The sequence below is a fragment of the Pseudomonas sp. 3JA genome, from assembly GCF_036961705.1.
Taxonomy (GTDB): domain Bacteria; phylum Pseudomonadota; class Gammaproteobacteria; order Pseudomonadales; family Pseudomonadaceae; genus Aquipseudomonas; species Aquipseudomonas fluorescens_Q.
In genome coordinates this window covers 89,441-107,427 of the sequence record NZ_JBAMDJ010000017.1, presented here as the reverse complement: position 1 = coordinate 107,427, position 17,987 = coordinate 89,441, and the positions used below count along the sequence as shown (strand labels likewise).

The 17,987-nt window shown below is 59.6% G+C and carries 15 protein-coding genes; 8 read left to right on the top strand and 7 right to left on the bottom strand.

The features are described from left to right. Window positions 1-12: 12 nt before the first annotated feature. The 5 genes from V7773_RS15455 to V7773_RS15435 form a co-directional block, all read right to left on the bottom strand. Window positions 13-1,638, bottom strand: a complete 1,626-nt coding sequence (locus tag V7773_RS15455; protein WP_092348321.1) for an ABC transporter substrate-binding protein — start codon at window positions 1,636-1,638, stop codon at window positions 13-15. 255 nt (window positions 1,639-1,893) lie between these two features. Next, window positions 1,894-3,495, bottom strand: a complete 1,602-nt coding sequence (locus tag V7773_RS15450; RefSeq protein WP_336074070.1) for an ABC transporter substrate-binding protein — start codon at window positions 3,493-3,495, stop codon at window positions 1,894-1,896. A gap of 176 nt (window positions 3,496-3,671) precedes the next feature. Then, a complete protein-coding gene (locus V7773_RS15445; protein ID WP_336074069.1) occupies window positions 3,672-4,367 on the bottom strand; it encodes a PP2C family protein-serine/threonine phosphatase in 696 nt (231 codons plus the stop codon). Further along, window positions 4,364-5,068 carry a hypothetical protein gene (locus V7773_RS15440; RefSeq protein ID WP_336074068.1) on the bottom strand — a complete coding sequence of 235 codons (705 nt, stop codon included), beginning with the start codon at window positions 5,066-5,068 and terminating at the stop codon, window positions 4,364-4,366. The genes V7773_RS15445 and V7773_RS15440 overlap by 4 nt, the downstream gene beginning before the upstream one ends. Continuing rightward, window positions 5,065-5,847 carry a MarR family transcriptional regulator gene (locus V7773_RS15435; protein ID WP_336074080.1) on the bottom strand — a complete coding sequence of 261 codons (783 nt, stop codon included), beginning with the start codon at window positions 5,845-5,847 and terminating at the stop codon, window positions 5,065-5,067. The genes V7773_RS15440 and V7773_RS15435 overlap by 4 nt, the downstream gene beginning before the upstream one ends. Window positions 5,848-6,329: 482 nt before the next feature. Between V7773_RS15435 and V7773_RS15430 the strand changes: the two genes are divergently transcribed. After that, a complete protein-coding gene (locus tag V7773_RS15430; protein WP_336074067.1) occupies window positions 6,330-6,722 on the top strand; it encodes a DUF6124 family protein in 393 nt (130 codons plus the stop codon). 215 nt (window positions 6,723-6,937) lie between these two features. Here V7773_RS15430 and V7773_RS15425 read toward each other — a convergent pair whose 3' ends face one another. After that, entirely contained in the window at window positions 6,938-7,651 is a 714-nt protein-coding gene (locus tag V7773_RS15425) for an SIMPL domain-containing protein (protein ID WP_336074065.1), read from the bottom strand. A gap of 371 nt (window positions 7,652-8,022) precedes the next feature. Between V7773_RS15425 and V7773_RS15420 the strand changes: the two genes are divergently transcribed. The 4 genes from V7773_RS15420 (at window position 8,023) to V7773_RS15405 (ending at window position 12,799) form a co-directional block, all read left to right on the top strand. Beyond that, window positions 8,023-9,285 carry an ATP-binding protein gene (locus V7773_RS15420; RefSeq protein WP_336074064.1) on the top strand — a complete coding sequence of 421 codons (1,263 nt, stop codon included), beginning with the start codon at window positions 8,023-8,025 and terminating at the stop codon, window positions 9,283-9,285. Next, the gene (locus tag V7773_RS15415) at window positions 9,278-9,838 is read left to right on the top strand and encodes a response regulator transcription factor (RefSeq protein WP_003177957.1); all 561 of its coding nucleotides are present in this window, start codon (window positions 9,278-9,280) and stop codon (window positions 9,836-9,838) included. The genes V7773_RS15420 and V7773_RS15415 overlap by 8 nt, the downstream gene beginning before the upstream one ends. 251 nt (window positions 9,839-10,089) lie before the next feature. Continuing rightward, window positions 10,090-11,817: an ABC transporter ATP-binding protein/permease gene (locus V7773_RS15410; RefSeq protein ID WP_063322938.1), complete on the top strand. Its 1,728-nt coding sequence runs from the start codon at window positions 10,090-10,092 to the stop codon at window positions 11,815-11,817. A 235-nt stretch (window positions 11,818-12,052) separates the two neighbouring features. Further along, window positions 12,053-12,799, top strand: a complete 747-nt coding sequence (locus V7773_RS15405) for a FadR/GntR family transcriptional regulator (protein ID WP_003197797.1) — start codon at window positions 12,053-12,055, stop codon at window positions 12,797-12,799. Between the two features lie 453 nt (window positions 12,800-13,252). Here the strand turns inward: V7773_RS15405 and V7773_RS15400 are convergent, their stop codons facing one another. Then, complete coding sequence (locus V7773_RS15400; RefSeq protein ID WP_336074063.1) at window positions 13,253-13,612, bottom strand: hypothetical protein; 360 nt, start codon at window positions 13,610-13,612, stop codon at window positions 13,253-13,255. A 369-nt stretch (window positions 13,613-13,981) separates the two neighbouring features. On the opposite strand from V7773_RS15400, the gene kdgD reads away from it, so the two are divergent. From kdgD to V7773_RS15385, 3 genes are all read left to right on the top strand, one after another. After that, window positions 13,982-14,893, top strand: coding sequence for a 5-dehydro-4-deoxyglucarate dehydratase (kdgD, locus tag V7773_RS15395; RefSeq protein WP_025211830.1), 912 nt, complete (start codon window positions 13,982-13,984; stop codon window positions 14,891-14,893). A gap of 193 nt (window positions 14,894-15,086) precedes the next feature. Beyond that, the gene (locus V7773_RS15390) at window positions 15,087-16,532 is read left to right on the top strand and encodes an aldehyde dehydrogenase family protein (RefSeq protein WP_336074062.1); all 1,446 of its coding nucleotides are present in this window, start codon (window positions 15,087-15,089) and stop codon (window positions 16,530-16,532) included. 85 nt (window positions 16,533-16,617) lie between these two features. Continuing rightward, on the top strand, window positions 16,618-17,982 hold the full coding sequence (locus tag V7773_RS15385) for an MFS transporter (protein ID WP_063322934.1): 1,365 nt from the start codon (window positions 16,618-16,620) through the stop codon (window positions 17,980-17,982). Window positions 17,983-17,987 lie beyond the last annotated feature (5 nt).

The window sequence follows — 17,987 nt, the reverse complement described above, 5'->3', positions numbered from 1 at the left end:
CCACGGGTCACCTTATTTGCTGACGCTGACGCCGTAGAAGGAGTTCAAGCCAAATGGGCTGATCTTGAAGTCCTGCACGTTGGCGCGCATGGGTTGATACACCGTCGAGTGAGCGATAGGTGTCATGGGCACGGCATCCTTGAGGACGTGTTGTGCCTGTTTGTACAGTTCGGTGCGCTTGGCCTGGTCGGTGGTGCGCTTGGCTTCCTTGACCAGACCGTCGAATTTCTTGTCGCACCATTTGGAGAAGTTGTTGCCGGCCAGCGAGTCGCAGCCGAACAGCACGTTGAGCCAGTTGTCCGGGTCACCGTTGTCACCGCTCCAGCCGATGATCATCGCCTGGTTCTCACCGCCTTTGGAGCGCTTGATGTACTCGCCCCATTCGTAGCTGACGATGTTGACGTTCAGGCCGATTTTCTTCCAGTCGGACTGCAGCATCTCGGCCATCAGCTTGGCGTTCGGGTTGTACGGACGCTGGACCGGCATCGCCCACAGGGTGATGTTGGTGCCTTCCTTGACGCCGGCCTCCTTGAGCAGCTCCTTGGCTTTCTCAGGGTCGTACTTGGCGTCCTTGATGGTGGTGTCGTAGGACCATTGGGTCGGCGGCATGGCGTTGACCGCCAACTGTCCGGCGCCCTGGTAGACGGAGTCGATGATCTGTGGCTTGTTGACCGCCATGTCCAGCGCCTGGCGGACTTTCAGGTTGGCCAGCACGTTCGGCTCGTTGCTGCCCTTGATCTTGTCCATCACGTTATAGGCGATGTAGCCCAGGTTGAAGCCAGCCTGGTCAGGCATCTTCAGCGCCTTGTCTTCCTTCAGCGCCTTGAGGTCGGCCGGACGTGGGAAGAGGGTGATCTGACACTCGTTCTTCTTCAGCTTCTGCATGCGCACCGACGGGTCGGTGGTGATGGCGAAGATCAGGTTGTCGATCTTCACGTCGTCAGGCTTCCAGTAGTCCTTGTTCCCGGTGTAGCGGATGTTGGAGTCTTTCTGGTAGCTCTTGAACACGAACGGGCCAGTGCCGACCGGCTTCTGGTTGATGTCGGGGGCCTTGCCTTCCTTGAGCAACTGGGCGGCGTATTCGGCGGACTGGATCGAGGCGAAGCTCATGGCCATGTTCTGGATGAACGCGGCGTCGACATCCTTGAGGGTGAACTTGACGGTGTGGTCGTCGACTTTATCGATCTGGGTGATGTTGGTGTCCATCCCCATGTCGGTGAAGTACGGGAATTCGGTCGGGTACGCCTTACGGAACGGGTCGTCCTTGTTGATCATGCGATTGAAGGTGAACAGCACGTCGTCGGCGTTGAATTCGCGGGTCGGCTTGAAGTACGGGGTGGTGTGGAACTTGACGCCTTCACGCAGGTGGAAGGTGTAGGTCAGGCCGTCGTCGGAAATATCCCACTTGGTCGCCAGGCCAGGAATCACAGCGGTGCCGCCGCGTTCGAACTGGGTCAGGCGGTTGAACATGGTCTCTGCGGAGGCGTCGAAGTCGGTTCCGGTGGTGTACTGACCCGGGTCAAAACCGGCCGGGCTCCCTTCGGAGCAGAACACCAGGTTAGTCGCGGCTTGGGCGAAAGGTGCGCTGGCTAATAAGCTCGCGCCGACTAAAAACGGAATGACCGCTTGTTTAAGCATGTTGGCCTCATGATTTGTTGTCATTTTTGGATTTGAGGGCGACCTCGTGAGTCGTCCTGCGGATACTTATGCAGGCCCCATACCCAATGCAAGATCCAGAGCGGTTGCAAGTCTGAAACAGTGGCACGAACGTACCTTAATGTCGCATTCGTGTAACTTCTGACGCAGTTGACCGTTTGCGGGTGTTTTTTTGGCGCCAAAATCGCCCTTTGTCGGTGCGTCGCGCAGCCGCGGCGCACCGGTTTGGCTCGGGTGTTACTTCGTCAAACCCACGCCGTAGAAGGGTGTCAGGCCGAATGGGCTGAGTTTGAAATCCACCACTTTCCTGTTTACTGGCTGGAAGACCGTGGAGTTGGCGATGGGCGTGATCGGCACCTGTTGCTTGAGGATTTTCTGCGCTTGCCGGTATAAATCGATCCGTTGCTGGCGGTCGGTCGAGACTTTGGCCTGCTGGATCAGTTGGTCATACGCCGGGTCGCACCACTTGGCGTAGTTACTGCCCTTGACCGCCGCGCAGCTGTACAGCACACCCAGCCAGTTGTCCGGGTCGCCGTTGTCGCCGGTCCAGCCGTAAATCATTGCGTCATGTTCGCCATTTTTTGCGCGCTTGATGTATTCGCCCCATTCATAGCTGACGATGTTGGCTTTGATGCCGATCTTGGCCCAGTCCTGCTGGATCATCTGCGCAGACATTCGCGCATTGGGGTTGGAGGCGCGCTGCACCGTCATCGCCCATAAATCGATGGTTGTACCGGGCGCAACTCCGGCCTCCTTGAGTAGCGCCTTGGCCTTGGTCACGTCATGGGGCGCGTCCTTGATATTGGGATCGAACGACCACTGGGCCGGTGGCAAGGCGTTTTGCGCCAGTTGCCCGGCACTTTGGTAAACGGCCTTGATGATCGCCGGCTTGTCGATGGCCATGTCCAACGCCTGACGGACCTTGAGCTGATCCAGGGGCGGGTGCGTGACGTTGTAGGCCAGGAAACCCAGGTTGAACCCCGGTTGCTTGAGCACTTGCAGGTTCGGGTCTTGCTCCATCACTTCGATGTCGGCCGGGCGCGGGTAACCACTGACCTGGCATTCGCCGCGCTTGAGCTTTTGCAGGCGCACGGCGGCGTCCGGGGTGATGGAAAAAATCAGGTTGTCGAGCTTCACGTCCTCGGGTTTCCAGTACGTCGTGTTGCCGGCGTAGCGGATCTGCGAGTCCTTCTGGTAGCGCTTGAACACGAACGGCCCGGTGCCGATGGGTTTCTGGTTGAGGTCGCCGGCCTTGCCTTCCTTCAACAACTGCGCCGCGTATTCGGCGGACTGCACGGAGGCAAAACTCATCGCCAGGTTCTGCACGAAGGCCGCGTCGACGTTGTTCAGGTTGAAGCGCACGGTGTGCTCGTCGATTTTCTCGACGCTTTTGATCGTGGTGTTCAGGCCCATGTCGGTGAAGTACGGCGACTCGGTGGGGTAGGCCTGGCGGAACGGGTGCTGTGGGTCGAGCAGGCGCTGGAAGGTGAACAGCACGTCGTCGGCGTTGAAGTCGCGGCTGGGGCTGAAGTAGTCGGTGGTGTGGAATTTTACGCCTTCGCGCAGGTGGAAGGTGTAGACCAGGCCATCGGCGGATACGTCCCAACGGGTGGCCAACCCGGGTTCGACTTCGGTGCCGCCGCGCTTGAATTGGGTGAGACGGTTGAAGACGGTTTCGGCCGAGGCGTCGAAGTCGGTGCCGCTGGTGTATTGGCTGGGGTCGAACCCGGCGGGGCTGGCTTCGGAGCAGTAGACCAGGGTGGTGGCGGCTTGGGCCATTGGGGTGCTGCTGATCAGGGCTAGGGTGAGCAGGAGGGGCTTGAAGGTGGTTCTGTCCATGAAATCCCTTGGGGGTGGTGACGGTTTTCAGGAGAGTAGCGTTGCGGGTGGGGGTGTTGGAAATATCGAAAAGTGAGGGGGACCGTTGGGTTTGGGTATAGCGTTTTTGGACGAGGCGGTCTGGTTCTCCCGGTTGTACTTCGATCAAACTGTGGGAGCTTGCTCGCGAAGGCGGCCTAAATGAGATAATTGTTAGGCCCGGACTGCACAACTATCCAGGAGACGTCATCATCGACATGGAGGGGCTCAAGCATCTCGACTTCCAGTAACTTGGCCTGTGTCGCATCACTCAAGTCAGCCCAGAAGCCATCGGTTGCAAAAACCAGTTGTTCACCTTCGATGACCATCCTTGTGACTATCTCGGGATCCGGTCTATTCCGTGCTTTGAAACACCGGCTTATCCGATGTCTGCCTGGATCTTCTGCCAGTTGTCTGTGGTCGCGATCGCGCTTCCAGTTGGCAAGACAGTGCGGTGCTGTGAACCAGGTGATCGGGCCGTTTGAAAAAGCCACGCCAGCGCAGCAGTCGCCTTCGTATGCGATTGTGAGAAGTCCTGCCGCGGCTACACCGACCAGATAGCTCGCCGACCCTGTGAAGGCTGTCGAGAAGAGCAGGTCGTGTACGTCTTTCAACACCTCCTTGAGTAATGCGGCCGTTTCTTCATGGCTGTTATCTGAACAACCCTCCGCTATTTTCTCGCAATACAGTGTGAGTATTTGGTCGGCCAACGCCTGTGCAAGTTGGCCGCTACCTGGTCTTGATGTGCCATCTACGACGACAAAAAGCCCTCGTATCCCGTCAAACCTGGCTCCTACACTGTCTCGGTTCTCATCCCTTGCCCGCCCTTTGACAGACCTGGCTGAGTAAATCATTTGATGTCGCCCAGTTGTTTCAGGCGCTGATAAATCAGTCTGTCTCGGCCTGGGTTGGCGCGCACGGAATGGAAGCTTTGTATTACATAATCCAGTGAATCGAGTGCCAGCAGCCCGGTGATGCCCGCCGCAATGTACGTTCGTAGTGCCTGATCTGCCTGGCTAACCTCCTCTAGTAAACTCTCTCGGCCGTCTACAACGAGAACGATATCCTCGACATCTTTATGGTAGGCATCGCCGTTGCCGCGGCCTTTAAATGCTTCGAGTTTTGTTGCGACAAAGTAGGCGGGTTTGAACATTTTGATCGCAATCCCGCAGGGCAGGGTGAGCGTGTCTGCGTTCGCGAGGCCATCCACAAACCAGCGGTTTTCATAGCCGAGCACTTCTTTCACGGATGGCATCACGTCGACAATCACATCGTTGAACTTGAACCGGCACGTTACGTCGCTGTACTCGGCGGTAATCTTGAACCCCTTATCGGCCAGGCGCTCAGTCAGTCTTTGCCAGTCAGCGATGCCACCTAGCTCAATCACCAGGTCGACGTCGTCAGTGCTGCGGATATCGTCCAGCACAATGTCGTCTGTGCACAGAAGCCAGGTGGTAGAGCCGCCAACGAAGGCGACCTCCTTTAACAGCTCGTCACCCAATCCCTGTGCGACGGCACTCAACATCTCGTAATTGTGATCTGAGGCGATGCTCAAAGGCCCATACCTTTTTTAAGCAGTTGGATGGCGACGCTGGTTTCGCGAGGGCCGCCCAACCGTATCGAGTCCACCAAGGCTAAGTAGTGATAGAGGGTTCGATCCTTCTTCACGGCCTCAGGTACTGTTTTGTAAATCGGTTCTACGGTCTGGCCGCGCTCGGTGCCGTGCGGGTCGGGCCAGACATGGATGTTTCCTCCGGCGCTTTTAAGGTGTTTGGAAAGCACCGGCGATGCAAACCCGGTCGGAATTCCTCGTGCCAGGGCGCCAGGCTTGACGGGGAAAAAGTACTTCAGCGCGTGCTCGGTGATCTTTAAAAGCGCGAGGCGATTCACTTTGGGCAAGGAGGTTTCATAGTCGTTTGTTACCAGTCCTGCCTCCCGGCACCGGGTGATCGAGTTCGATATTTCGCTTTTGCTCAAGCCCAGGGACTCAGCCAGGGCTCGGAGGGTGTAGCGGTCTTCCCATTTGGCAGCGGCTCTTTTCTGGGAGGTATCATCGTCGGCGTCCCAGCCTTCCCACTGGAACGAGTCTGCGTCGATGATGCGTTTTATGGCGACCTCTAAGTTGTCCCAGGATTTTTCAGGCGGCGGGGAGGTGATCAATTCTGGCTCGGGGCTGTAGTCATCCGGCAGCAAGTCAATCTGAGATAAGCCGCCCCATGCCACTGTTTGGCTGCCGGTCGGAGACACTTCTTCCTGCGCGTGAAGGCTGGTCATTTTGTACATGAGTAAAATATCTTGACTTTTCATGTCCGATGAATCTCTATCTGTCCACATTCCATGAAACGTGGACAAGTGTTGCGCGCTGTTTTTTGTGATGTCAAAACTTATTTTTAGAGTCCGTTCTGAAGAAACTCCTGCGGAGGTCAAAGCACGCGCCGCCGGACACCAACCCCGTGGCGAGGGAGCTTGCTCCCGCTGGGGCGCGAAGCGGCCCTAAAAGCAGCGACTCCATTTATCTGACACAGCGCGGCGCTTGGGTTGGGTCTGCTGCGCAGCCCAGCGGGAGCAAGCTCCCTCGCCACGGGGTTTGCGGTGGGGCGGAAGGCTGCATAAATCATTCAGGTGCGTCGGAAGGATCCGCTCCTCAGAACGAAAGATCCGACAAGCTTTTAAGGTTGTCCCTCGGAAGTGGGCTCTCTAACCTTTTGCGTGTCGCTGCGAAACAGCGGCCGGGAGTGGAAACCCGAAATTAACAGGTCGTAAGCCTCACGACCGTAACGGCAAGTGATGGCTCCAATTTCATCAGGAGCATTCGCATGAACGAAGGAAAGACTGAACCGAATTTCAACAGAACACATCCATTGGCGGATTTCGACGGCATCGAAGACCTCTTAAAAGACCGCGCCGCCGCCGAGCGCGCCCTCGATCATTACCTGAATCCAAAAAAACCAGAACCAAGCACCGATCCACGCATCGAAAGCCTGTTCTCCGTCACCGCCAAAGCCGACACCGATACGCTGCTCACCAGTACCTCGGAAACCCTTGCCTCGATAAAAGCCATGGCCGAGGATCTGGCTTTCGAAGTGGAGGGCACGCGCCGGAGCGTGGCGTTGGGGATTCATCAGTTGGTGGAGCTGTGCCAGTTGCTGGTGGACAAGGCGTTGGATCAGGTCGAGGCGCCGGCCAGTTCGGCCTGCCCGCCCACCTAAGGTCGGGCACCGTCCCCGTGGCGAGGGAGCTTGCTCCCGCTGGGCTGCGAAGCGGCCCCAAAAGCAGCGACTGCATTTATCTGACACCCCGCGGTGCCAGGGTTTGGGTCTGCTGCGCAGCCCAGCGGGAGCAAGCTCCCTCGCCACGGGGAGCGCCGATGCTGGAGGTTAGCGTTCAGCCAGCAGAGAACTGGCTGAGCCGCTGCCCATCATTACTACATCGACACCTCAACCACCCCATCCGCCGTCATGGTCACCTTGCTGGTACCCGCTTCCACTTCCGGCGTCACGGATTCAGCGTCCATGGACGCGCCTTTCATCATCATTTGCGGGCGCATGAACGGTTGTGGATAACCGTTGGTATTGAAGTTCAGGTTGACGATCTTGTAACCCTTGCCGCCCAGGGCCTCGGTGGCCAACTTGGCGCGGGCCTTGAAGGCGTTGACCGCATCCTTGAGCAGGGCGTCTTCGCTGCCCTGGCGGGTGGCGGTGGCGATGGCGAAGTCCATGCCGCCCATTTTCATGTCGCCCAGCAGCTCGCCGGTGAGTTTGGACAGGGCGGCGAAGTCGGCGCTTTCCAGGCGCAGTTCGGCGCGTTCACGCCAGCCGGTGATTTTCTGGCCCTTGTTGTCGTAGATTGGGTAGCTGTTACGGCTGCCTTGGCGCAGGGTAATGCCCTTGACCTCTTTGGCCTGGCCGATGGCTTTGTTCACCGTAGTGCTGACAGCGGCGGCGAGTTTGGCCGGGTCGGTGTTCTGTTCTTCGGTGTAGAGGGTGACGATCATCAGGTCGCGGGCCACTTCCTGGCTGACTTCGGCGCGCAGGGATATCTGGTTGTAGTGCAGCTCATCGGCGGCCAGGGCCGGCAGGCTGGCGAGGGTGCCGAGGCTGAGGGCAAGCAGGGCTGCGTGGCGACTGAACGTGTGCATGAAAGCTCCTTGGGATGATGCGCAGGGGTGATGTCCGGACCTGCGTGAAGGATAAGACTCTAGCTTTAATGGGTGGGTTCGCACAGTTACAACTTCTATACAGATACCTGAAGCCAATGAAGATCCCCTGTGGCGAGGGAGCTTGCTCCCGCTGGGCTGCGCAGCAGACCCAAACCTGACACCTCGGTGTGTCAGACAGATTGAGTCGCTGCTGTTGGGGCCGCTTTGCGGCCCAGCGGGAACAAGCTCCCTCGCCACAGGGGGTATATGTAGTATTGAGAGCTGTGGCGCTTTGCCGCATAGCTGCCGCTGCAAGCCGCGCCTTGGTTATACTCCGTGCGATTCGCCTGGAGCGCTCATCAGGAGAGCTCATGCTCGCCCCTTTGCAAATGACATCCGCCTCTCGCCAGAACCTCTGGCGCCTGACATTCATCCGCATTCTGGTCCTGGCGGCCCAGGCCGGCTCGGTGGGGCTCGCCTATTGGTTCGACCTGCTGCCGCTGCCCTGGCTGCAACTGGCGATCACCCTGGTCTGTTCCAGTGTGCTCTGCGCGCTGACGGCCGTCCGCCTGCGCACCTCGTGGCCAGTGACCGAGCTTGAATACGCCGTGCAACTGGCCTGTGACCTGTTTATCCACAGCGCGCTGCTGTATTTTTCCGGCGGCTCCACCAACCCCTTCGTCTCTTATTACCTGGTGCCGCTGACCATCGCCGCGGTGACGTTGCCGTGGCGGTTTTCGCTGATTCTTTCCGGCATCGCCCTGGCGCTGTACACCTTGCTGCTGGCGCGTTTCTACCCGCTGGAAACCTTTCCCATCGCTCGGGAAAACCTGCAGATCTACGGCATGTGGCTGAGTTTCGCCCTGGCTGCGGCAGTCATTACGTTTTTTGCCGCGCGCATGGCCGAGGAACTGCGCCGCCAGGAACAACTGCGCGCCATTCGCCGTGAAGAGGGCCTGCGGGACGAGCAATTGCTGGCCGTGGCGACCCAGGCCGCCGGTGCCGCCCATGAATTGGGCACGCCGCTGGCGACCATGAGCGTGCTGCTCAAGGAGATGCGCCAGGATCATCATGATCCAGCATTGCAGGAAGATCTCAGCGTGTTGCAGGATCAGGTCAAGCTCTGCAAGGAAACGCTGCAATACTTGGTACGCGCCGCCGAGGCTAACCGCCGGCTGGACATCGACATGCAAGCAGTCACCTTCTGGCTCGACGATGCCCTGAACCGCTGGCACCTGATGCGCCCGGAAGCCAGTTATCGCTTCCAATGCCTGGGCAAGGGCGTGGTACCGCGCATGGCGCCGCCGCCGGACCTGACCCAGGCGCTGCTGAACCTGCTGAACAACGCCGCCGACGCTTGCCCCGAAGGGCTGGAAGTGGCGTTGGATTGGAATGCCTATGAGCTGACCATCAGTATTCGCGACCACGGCGCCGGTGTGCCGCTGGCGATTGCCGAGCAGATCGGCAAGCCGTTCTATACCACCAAGGGCAAAGGTTTCGGCCTGGGCCTGTTTTTGAGCAAAGCCAGCGTGACACGCGCCGGCGGCTCGGTGAAACTCTACCCCCATGAGGAAGGCGGCACGCTCACCGAGCTGCGCCTGCCCCATGCCGACCGAGGAGACGAATATGAGTGACGAGATCCAAGTCGACGGCGAAGAACTGCCGCACCTGTTGCTGGTGGATGACGACGCCACGTTCACCCGCGTGATGGCCCGGGCCATGTCCCGTCGCGGTTTTCGCGTCAGCACCGCAGGTTCTGCCGAAGAAGGCCTGACCATCGCCCAGGCCGACCTGCCGGACTACGCCGCCCTGGACTTGAAAATGGACGGCGATTCGGGATTGGTGCTGCTGCCCAAGCTGCTGGAGCTGGACCCGGAGATGCGCGTGGTGATTCTCACCGGTTATTCGAGCATCGCCACGGCAGTCGAAGCCATCAAGCGCGGCGCCTGCAATTACCTGTGCAAACCGGCGGACGCCGATGACGTACTGGCGGCGCTGTTGTCCGAGCACGCCGACCTCGACACCCTGGTGCCGGAAAACCCCATGTCGGTGGATCGCCTGCAATGGGAGCATATCCAGCGGGTGCTGACCGAACACGAAGGCAATATCTCCGCGACGGCCCGCGCCCTGGGCATGCACCGGCGGACGTTGCAGCGCAAATTGCAAAAGCGTCCTGTGCGTCGCTGAACCTGCGCTGAACGAATGCTGTCCACCCTCGCGACACATCGGGCCGTTGCTTTATGATCGGCCCCAGCGTCATGTATCACAAATACTGTTCCTTTTTGACGGCGTCTGTTGCCGTCATGCTGCGTTGCCGCTCCTCGCCATAGCGGGCTATGACTCGTCGCGGCGCCTTGCCTGACGACAACAGCCACTCGTCAAAAAGAAACGTATTTGCGAAACATGACACTAGTTCTTTTCCCTATTGAGCCTTAACCATGAATCAGAACGCTGAATATTCCGCGGTCAATGACGCGGTGCGCGGCCAGTTTTTCCGCCGTGTCTGGCAAATGACCACGCCGTACTGGCGCAGTGAGGAGAAGGGCAAGGCCTGGACGCTGTTAATTGCCGTCATCGCACTCTCGCTGTTCAGCGTGGCGATCTCGGTGTGGGTCAACAGTTGGTACAAGGATTTCTACAACGCCCTGCAGGAGAAGAACAGCGCGGCGTTCTGGCAGTTGATCCTGTACTTCTGTGGTATCGCGGCGGTGGCGATCCTGGGCGCCGTTTATCGCTTGTACCTCACGCAGATGCTCACTATCCGCTGGCGGGCCTGGCTCACCGAGCAGCATTTCGCCCGTTGGCTCAGTGACAAGAACTATTACCGGCTGGAGCAGGGCGGCTACACCGATAACCCGGACCAGCGGATTTCCGAAGACCTCAACAGTTTCACCACCAACACCCTGAGCCTGGGCTTGGGATTGCTGCGCACCGTGGTCAGCCTGGTGTCGTTCTCGATCATTTTGTGGGGCGTGTCGGGCAGCATCGAGGTGCTCGGCTACACCATCCCGGGCTACATGTTCTGGTGTGCCCTGGTGTATGCGGCGGTGGGCAGTTGGTTGACGCACCTGATCGGCCGACGCCTGATCGGTCTGAACAACAACCAGCAACGTTTCGAAGCCGACCTGCGTTTCTCCATGGTGCGGGTGCGAGAGAACGCCGAGAGCATTGCGTTGTACAACGGCGAACCGAACGAGAACCGTCGCCTGAGCGGGCGTTTCGGCCTGGTCTGGCACAACTTCTGGGACATCATGCGGGTGTCCAAGCGCTTGACGTTCTTCACCTCCGGCTACGGCCAGATCGCGATCATCTTCCCGTTCATCGTCGCCGCGCCGCGTTATTTCGCCGGTAAGATCCAATTGGGCGAGCTCATGCAGATCAACTCGGCGTTCGGCAATGTGCAGGAGAACTTCAGCTGGTTCATCAGCGCCTACGCCGACCTCGCCGCGTGGCGCGCCACCTGCGATCGTCTGCTGAGTTTCCGCCAGGCCATGAGCGACAACGAAGACCGCGTGCCGGCCATTGACGTACAAAACCAGGGCGATGGGTTGAAGGTTCAGCACTTGGGGTTGGACTTGGCCGATGGTCGCCATCTGCTCGATAACGCCGACATGACCGTGGAACCGGGCGAGCGGGTGATGCTCAGTGGCCGTTCGGGCAGCGGTAAATCGACCCTGCTGCGGGCGATGGGGCATTTGTGGCCGGCGGGGCACGGGACGATCCGGCTTCCGGCCGCGCGTTACCTGTTCCTGCCGCAGAAGCCTTATCTACCGATTGGCAGCCTGCGTGAGGTATTGAGTTATCCACAGGCCGGCGATATCTATCCCAACGAACGTTATGTCCAGGTGCTGGAAACCTGCCGCCTGCCGCACCTGATTGCGCGGCTGGATGAAAGCAACCACTGGCAGCGCATGCTCTCGCCCGGCGAGCAACAACGCCTGGCCTTTGCCCGTGCATTGCTTTATGCACCGCAATGGTTGTACATGGACGAAGCCACGTCGGCGATGGATGAAGAAGACGAAGCCACGCTGTACCAGGCGCTGATCGACCAGTTGCCGGGTTTGAGCATCGTCAGCGTTGGCCACCGAAGCAGTTTGAAACGTTTCCATCCGCGACATGTGCGTATCGAAAATGGCCAACTGGTGGAGCGCACTGTGACCGCTTGATGACCATCGCCGAACATTGTTGTGGCGAGGGGATTTATCCCCGCTGGGCTGCGTAGCAGCCCCTTGATTGGTCTGGATTGGGGCCTGTGATTTGATGGGGCGTTTTGCACCCAACGGGGATAAATCCCCTCGCCACAACGGTCATCCTCAACGAGGGCTGTCCGGTGGGACGGTGATCGTACAACCACGTTGCGCTATGATGTTGCCATTCAGCCGTTTACCGAGACACAGCCCCATGGAAAACCCGATCGAAGTACCACGCTTTCCCCGCAAGCGCCGCAGCCTGGCGCAGGAGCTGGTGACGGTGTTGACCGAGCAGATTCGCGACGGCCTGCTCAAGCGCGGCGATAAATTGCCCACCGAGTCGGCGATCATGGAAGCCCATGGCGTCAGCCGAACCGTGGTGCGCGAGGCGATTTCCCGCTTGCAGGCGGCCGGCCAGGTGGAAACCCGCCATGGCATCGGCACTTTCGTGCTGGACACGCCGAGCCCGAGCGGTTTTCGCATCGACCCGGCCACCGTGGTCACCTTGCGTGACGTGCTGGCGATCCTGGAGTTGCGCATCAGCCTGGAAGTGGAATCCGCCGGGTTGGCGGCGCAGCGACGCAGCGACGAGCAACTGGCCGCCATGCGCGCCGCCCTCGACGCCTTGAACGAAAGCGCCGCCCACGCCAGCGATGCGGTGGCCTCGGACTTCGCCTTCCACCTGGAAATCGCCCTGTCCACCGGCAACCGCTACTTCACCGACATCATGACCCACCTGGGCACCAGCATCATTCCGCGTACCCGGGTGAACTCGGCGCGCCTGGCCCACGATGACCAGCAGCGCTACATGAACCGCCTGAGCCGTGAGCACGAGGAGATCTACGACGCCATCGCCCGCCAGGACTCCGAGGCGGCGCGTGCGGCCATGCGTTTGCACCTGACCAACAGCCGTGAAAGGCTGCGCCAGGCCCATGAAGAGGCGCAGGCGCAGGGCTGAAGACGCTGGTGACAGGATGCTTTTGTGGCGAGGGAGCTTGCTCCCGCTGGGCTGCGCAGCAGCCCCTCTCAAGCCCACCCAATCAACCTGATCCACCGCGTCGCCGGGTTCTAGGGCCGCTGCGCGCCCCAGCGGGAGCAAGCTCCCTCGCCACGGGGAATTGGGCACGGTGCGGGTTAAGGGAATGCCTCGAATCAGTGTCAGTTTCAAGAGCAAATCGGTTGGTCGACCGGGATGTTTTTGTGGAGAGGGGGCTTGCTCCCGCTGGGCTGTGTAGCAGCCCCCTTTCCAAGCTCACTCAATCAACCTGATCCACCGCGTTGCCAGGTTCTAGGGCCGCTTCGCGGCCCAGCGGGAGCAAGCTCCCTCGCCACATGAAGCATCCCCTCGGCAAAGAGAGCGGTGTCCGGTTTCCGATCTGTGTGCCTGTCTGACAAATCGTCGGCGCCAGTCCTACGCGCTGATCCGCAACATTTGCGGCTCGGATATATCGCTGTCCCTACCGCTCTCGTAACTCACCACGTAACGAAGCTCAACCAATTGGCCGACGTAAGCTGTCAAGTCGGCATGGGTTAGCGTCACTGTCACACCCTTGCGTGGCGTACCTTCCTCGCCTTCGGTCAGAGATCTAAACGCGCCTACCGAAGTTGGATGTGTCGAGCCAACGCCCACAGTCAGTTGGGCGTTCGAGTACGGGGCGAAATCTGCATCCGGAATTTTCACGGTTAACGTCTTTGTCTTTGACAAGCTGACCGTGACTTCCCCGGTGGCTGGAAAATCCTTGAGCGTTGGTTTCGCATACGTCTTCGCCATGATGTCACTCCTTGTGAGACGGCCCTGATTGTCGCTTACGGGCGACTCACTTTAAAGGTTTCGGAAAAGGACCACGGCCGGGCGTCGCACGGCCACACTGCCGTTATGCCTTCGTCCCGTAACGTCGCCTACTGACAGAGTTGACAGTCGCGATGAGCGGTCCTGGGCACTCGCTCGCAAGTTTCATTGGCTTTCCAATTCCGCCAGATGGCCTGATTTACAAGGCTTTGCGAGCGCTCCCTGTGCTCTCACACCTGACAAAAGACGAAATGCAGTTGACGTGTGTATTTTAAGTTGTACGATGACCTACAACTTCTGGCCGAAGCTTAACCATTTCATACACATTTTGCGTCCCAGGGTGTTCGAATAATGAATCCACAAGAACTGAAGTCCATCCTCTCGTCTGGCCTGCTGTCTTTCCCGGTCACCGATTTCACTGCCCAAGGCGATTTCAATCGCGCCAGCTACATCAAGCGTCTCGAGTGGCTGGCTCCGTACGGCGCTTCTGCGCTGTTCGCAGCAGGCGGCACCGGTGAATTCTTCTCCCTGGCCGCCAGCGAGTATTCGCAAGTCATCAAGACCGCCGTCGATACCTGCGCCACCAGCGTGCCAATTCTTGCCGGTGTTGGCGGTGCCACTCGCCAGGCCATCGAATACGCTCAAGAAGCCGAGCGCCTGGGTGCCAAGGGCCTGTTGCTGCTGCCGCACTACCTGACCGAAGCCAGCCAGGACGGCGTCGCCGCCCACGTTGAAGCCGTGTGCAAATCGGTGAAAATCGGCGTGGTGGTGTACAACCGCAACGTCTGCCGCCTGAACGCCACTCAGCTGGAGCAACTGGCCGAGCGCTGCCCGAACCTGATCGGCTACAAGGATGGCCTGGGTGATATCGAGCTGATGGTGTCGATCCGTCGTCGCCTCGGCGATCGTTTCAGCTACCTGGGCGGCCTGCCGACCGCTGAAGTCTACGCCGCGGCCTACAAGGCCCTGGGCGTTCCGGTCTACTCCTCGGCGGTATTCAACTTCATTCCGAAAACCGCGATGGACTTCTACCACGCCATTGCCCGCGACGATCACGAGACCGTCGGCAAAATCATCGACGACTTCTTCCTGCCTTACCTGGACATCCGCAACCGCAAGGCCGGTTACGCGGTGAGCATCGTCAAGGCCGGCGCGAAAATCGTCGGCTACGACGCAGGTCCTGTGCGCACGCCGCTGACCGATCTGCTGCCAGAAGAATACGAAGCCCTGGCCGCGCTGATCGACAAGCAAGGCAAGCAATAACAGACCCGACAAGGCCGCTGAGCAATCAGCGGCTTTTGCGTAAGGCTTGATCGTTCCCACGCTCTGCGTGGGAACGCAGCCAGGGACGCTCTGCGTCCCTTAAGCCGAACGCGGAGTGTCCGTTGAGGCGTTCCCGCGCAACGCGTGGGAATGATCTTGGGACTAGACAGGCTTTTTGTTAGGAGGAGCATCCGTGGCAGATTCAAAGCGTTTCGATAACTACATCAACGGTCAGTGGGTGGCCGGTGCTGACTATTGCACCAACATCAACCCGTCTGACCTGTCCGATGTCATCGGTGAATACGCCAAGGCTGACGCAGCGCAAGTCAATGCCGCCATCGAAGCCGCCCGCGCCGCGTTTCCGGCCTGGTCGACCTCAGGCATCCAGGCCCGTCACGATGCGCTGGACAAAGTCGGTAGCGAGATCCTCGCCCGCCGTGAAGAACTCGGCCAATTGCTGGCCCGGGAAGAGGGCAAGACCCTGCCCGAAGCCATCGGCGAAGTGACCCGCGCCGGTAACATTTTCAAATTCTTCGCCGGTGAATGCCTGCGCCTGTCCGGCGATTACGTGCCGTCGGTGCGTCCGGGCGTCAACGTCGAAGTCACCCGCGAAGCCCTGGGTGTGGTCGGCCTGATCACCCCCTGGAACTTCCCGATTGCCATTCCCGCGTGGAAAATCGCCCCGGCCCTGGCCTACGGCAACTGCGTGGTGATCAAACCCGCCGAATTGGTGCCGGGCTGTGCCTGGGCCTTGGCCGAGATCATTTCCCGCGCCGGTTTCCCGGCCGGTGCGTTCAACCTGGTGATGGGTAGCGGCCGTGTGGTCGGCGACATTCTGGTCAACAGCCCGAAAGTCGACGGCATCAGCTTCACCGGCTCCGTCGGTGTAGGCCGGCAGATCGCGGTCAACTGCGTGTCGCGCCAGGCCAAGGTCCAGTTGGAAATGGGCGGCAAGAACCCGCAGATCATCCTCGACGACGCCGACCTCAAGCAGGCCGTCGAGCTGGCAGTACAGAGTGCGTTCTACTCCACCGGCCAGCGTTGCACGGCCTCGAGTCGCCTGATCGTCACCGCCGGCATCCATGACAAGTTCGTCGCGGCGATGGCCGAGCGCATGCAGTCGATCAAGGTCGGCCATGCGTTGAAGGCCGGCACCGATATCGGCCCGGTGGTTTCCGAAGCCCAGCTCAACCAGGACTTGAAGTACATCGACATCGGCCAGAGCGAAGGTGCGCGGCTGGTGAGCGGTGGTGGCTTGGTGACGTGCGACACCGAAGGTTATTTCCTGGCGCCGACCCTGTTCGCCGACAGCGAAGCCTCGATGCGCATCAGCCGCGAAGAGATCTTCGGCCCGGTGGCCAACGTCGTGCGCGTGGCCGACTACGAGGCGGCGCTGGCGATGGCCAACGACACCGAGTTCGGCTTGTCGGCCGGTATCGCCACCACCTCGCTGAAGTATGCCAACCACTTCAAGCGCCATTCCCAGGCGGGCATGGTGATGGTCAACCTGCCGACTGCCGGCGTGGATTACCACGTGCCGTTCGGCGGGCGCAAAGGTTCGTCCTATGGTTCGCGTGAGCAAGGTCGCTACGCGCAAGAGTTCTACACCGTGGTTAAAACTTCTTACATCGGATCGTAAGTGCGACACCGCCAGGGCCGGCCTTCCGGCCCTGGCGTCACAATCTGCTGACCCGCATAAAAATAAATAGTGGGAGTACCTCTACATGCAAGCGACCAAGCCGACACACGTCCGCTATTTGATCCTGCTCATGCTGTTTTTGGTGACGACGATCAACTATGCCGACCGTGCCACCATCGCCATCGCAGGCTCCAGCCTGCAAAAAGACCTCGGCATCGATGCCGTTACCCTCGGTTATATCTTCTCCGCTTTCGGCTGGGCATACGTGGCTGGGCAGATTCCTGGCGGCTGGCTGCTCGACCGTTTCGGGTCGAAAAAAATCTATGCCTTGAGCATTTTCACTTGGTCGCTGTTCACCGTGCTGCAAGGCTATGTCGGTGAATTCGGCATGTCCACGGCCGTGGTTGCGCTGTTCATGTTGCGCTTCCTGGTGGGGTTGGCCGAAGCGCCGTCCTTCCCGGGCAACGCACGGATCGTCGCCGCCTGGTTCCCCACCGCAGAACGCGGCACCGCCTCGGCGATTTTCAACTCGGCGCAGTATTTCGCCACCGTGTTGTTCGCACCGCTGATGGGCTGGATCGTCTACCGTTTCGGCTGGCAGCACGTGTTCATCGTGATGGGCGTGATCGGTATCGTGTTCTCGCTGATCTGGCTGAAAGTGATCTACAGCCCGCGCCAGCACCCGATGATCAACGAAGCCGAGTTCAATCACATCGCCGCCAACGGCGCGATGGTCGACATGGACCAGGACAAGGGCAAGGAAAAGAAAGCCGACGGTCCGAAGTGGGATTACATCCGTCAACTGCTGACCAACCGCATGATGCTCGGCGTGTACCTGGGCCAATACTGCATCAACGGCATCACGTACTTCTTCCTGACCTGGTTCCCGGTGTACCTGGTGCAGGAACGCGGCATGACCATCCTCAAGGCCGGTTTCATCGCGTCCTTGCCGGCGATCTGCGGTTTCATCGGCGGTGTCCTTGGCGGGGTGATTTCCGATTACCTGCTGCGCAAGGGCCACTCGCTGACCTTCGCCCGCAAGACGCCGATCATCGCCGGCCTGCTGGTTTCCAGCAGCATCGTGGCCTGCAACTACGTGGACATCGAATGGATGGTGGTGGGCTTCATGGCCCTGGCCTTCTTCGGTAAAGGCGTGGGCGCGCTGGGCTGGGCCGTGGTGTCCGACACCTCGCCAAAACAGATCGCCGGTCTGAGCGGTGGCCTGTTCAACACCTTCGGCAACCTGGCGTCGATCACCACGCCAATCGTCATCGGCTACATCATCAGCTCCACCGGTTCGTTCAAATGGGCATTGGTGTTCGTCGGTTGCAACGCGCTGATGGCGGTGTTCAGCTACCTGGTCATCGTTGGGCCGATCAAGCGTGTGGTGCTCAAGGAACCAACGGCCAAGGATGCCGGCATCTCCAGCCTGTCTGAAGCTAAATCCTGAAGGAG

What these genes read in the sequence shown, in the direction of transcription:
- V7773_RS15425 (WP_336074065.1), bottom strand. Translation starts at nt 7,651, where the DNA reads ATGCACACGTTCAGTCGCCACGCAGCCCTGCTTGCCCTCAGCCTCGGC.
- V7773_RS15430 (WP_336074067.1), top strand. Translation starts at nt 6,330, where the DNA reads ATGAACGAAGGAAAGACTGAACCGAATTTCAACAGAACACATCCATTG.
- V7773_RS15415 (WP_003177957.1), top strand. Translation starts at nt 9,278, where the DNA reads ATGAGTGACGAGATCCAAGTCGACGGCGAAGAACTGCCGCACCTGTTG.
- V7773_RS15435 (WP_336074080.1), bottom strand. Translation starts at nt 5,847, where the DNA reads ATGTGGACAGATAGAGATTCATCGGACATGAAAAGTCAAGATATTTTA.
- V7773_RS15410 (WP_063322938.1), top strand. Translation starts at nt 10,090, where the DNA reads ATGAATCAGAACGCTGAATATTCCGCGGTCAATGACGCGGTGCGCGGC.
- V7773_RS15385 (WP_063322934.1), top strand. Translation starts at nt 16,618, where the DNA reads ATGCAAGCGACCAAGCCGACACACGTCCGCTATTTGATCCTGCTCATG.
- V7773_RS15420 (WP_336074064.1), top strand. Translation starts at nt 8,023, where the DNA reads ATGCTCGCCCCTTTGCAAATGACATCCGCCTCTCGCCAGAACCTCTGG.
- V7773_RS15445 (WP_336074069.1), bottom strand. Translation starts at nt 4,367, where the DNA reads ATGATTTACTCAGCCAGGTCTGTCAAAGGGCGGGCAAGGGATGAGAAC.
- V7773_RS15400 (WP_336074063.1), bottom strand. Translation starts at nt 13,612, where the DNA reads ATGGCGAAGACGTATGCGAAACCAACGCTCAAGGATTTTCCAGCCACC.
- V7773_RS15450 (WP_336074070.1), bottom strand. Translation starts at nt 3,495, where the DNA reads ATGGACAGAACCACCTTCAAGCCCCTCCTGCTCACCCTAGCCCTGATC.
- V7773_RS15455 (WP_092348321.1), bottom strand. Translation starts at nt 1,638, where the DNA reads ATGCTTAAACAAGCGGTCATTCCGTTTTTAGTCGGCGCGAGCTTATTA.
- kdgD (WP_025211830.1), top strand. Translation starts at nt 13,982, where the DNA reads ATGAATCCACAAGAACTGAAGTCCATCCTCTCGTCTGGCCTGCTGTCT.
- V7773_RS15405 (WP_003197797.1), top strand. Translation starts at nt 12,053, where the DNA reads ATGGAAAACCCGATCGAAGTACCACGCTTTCCCCGCAAGCGCCGCAGC.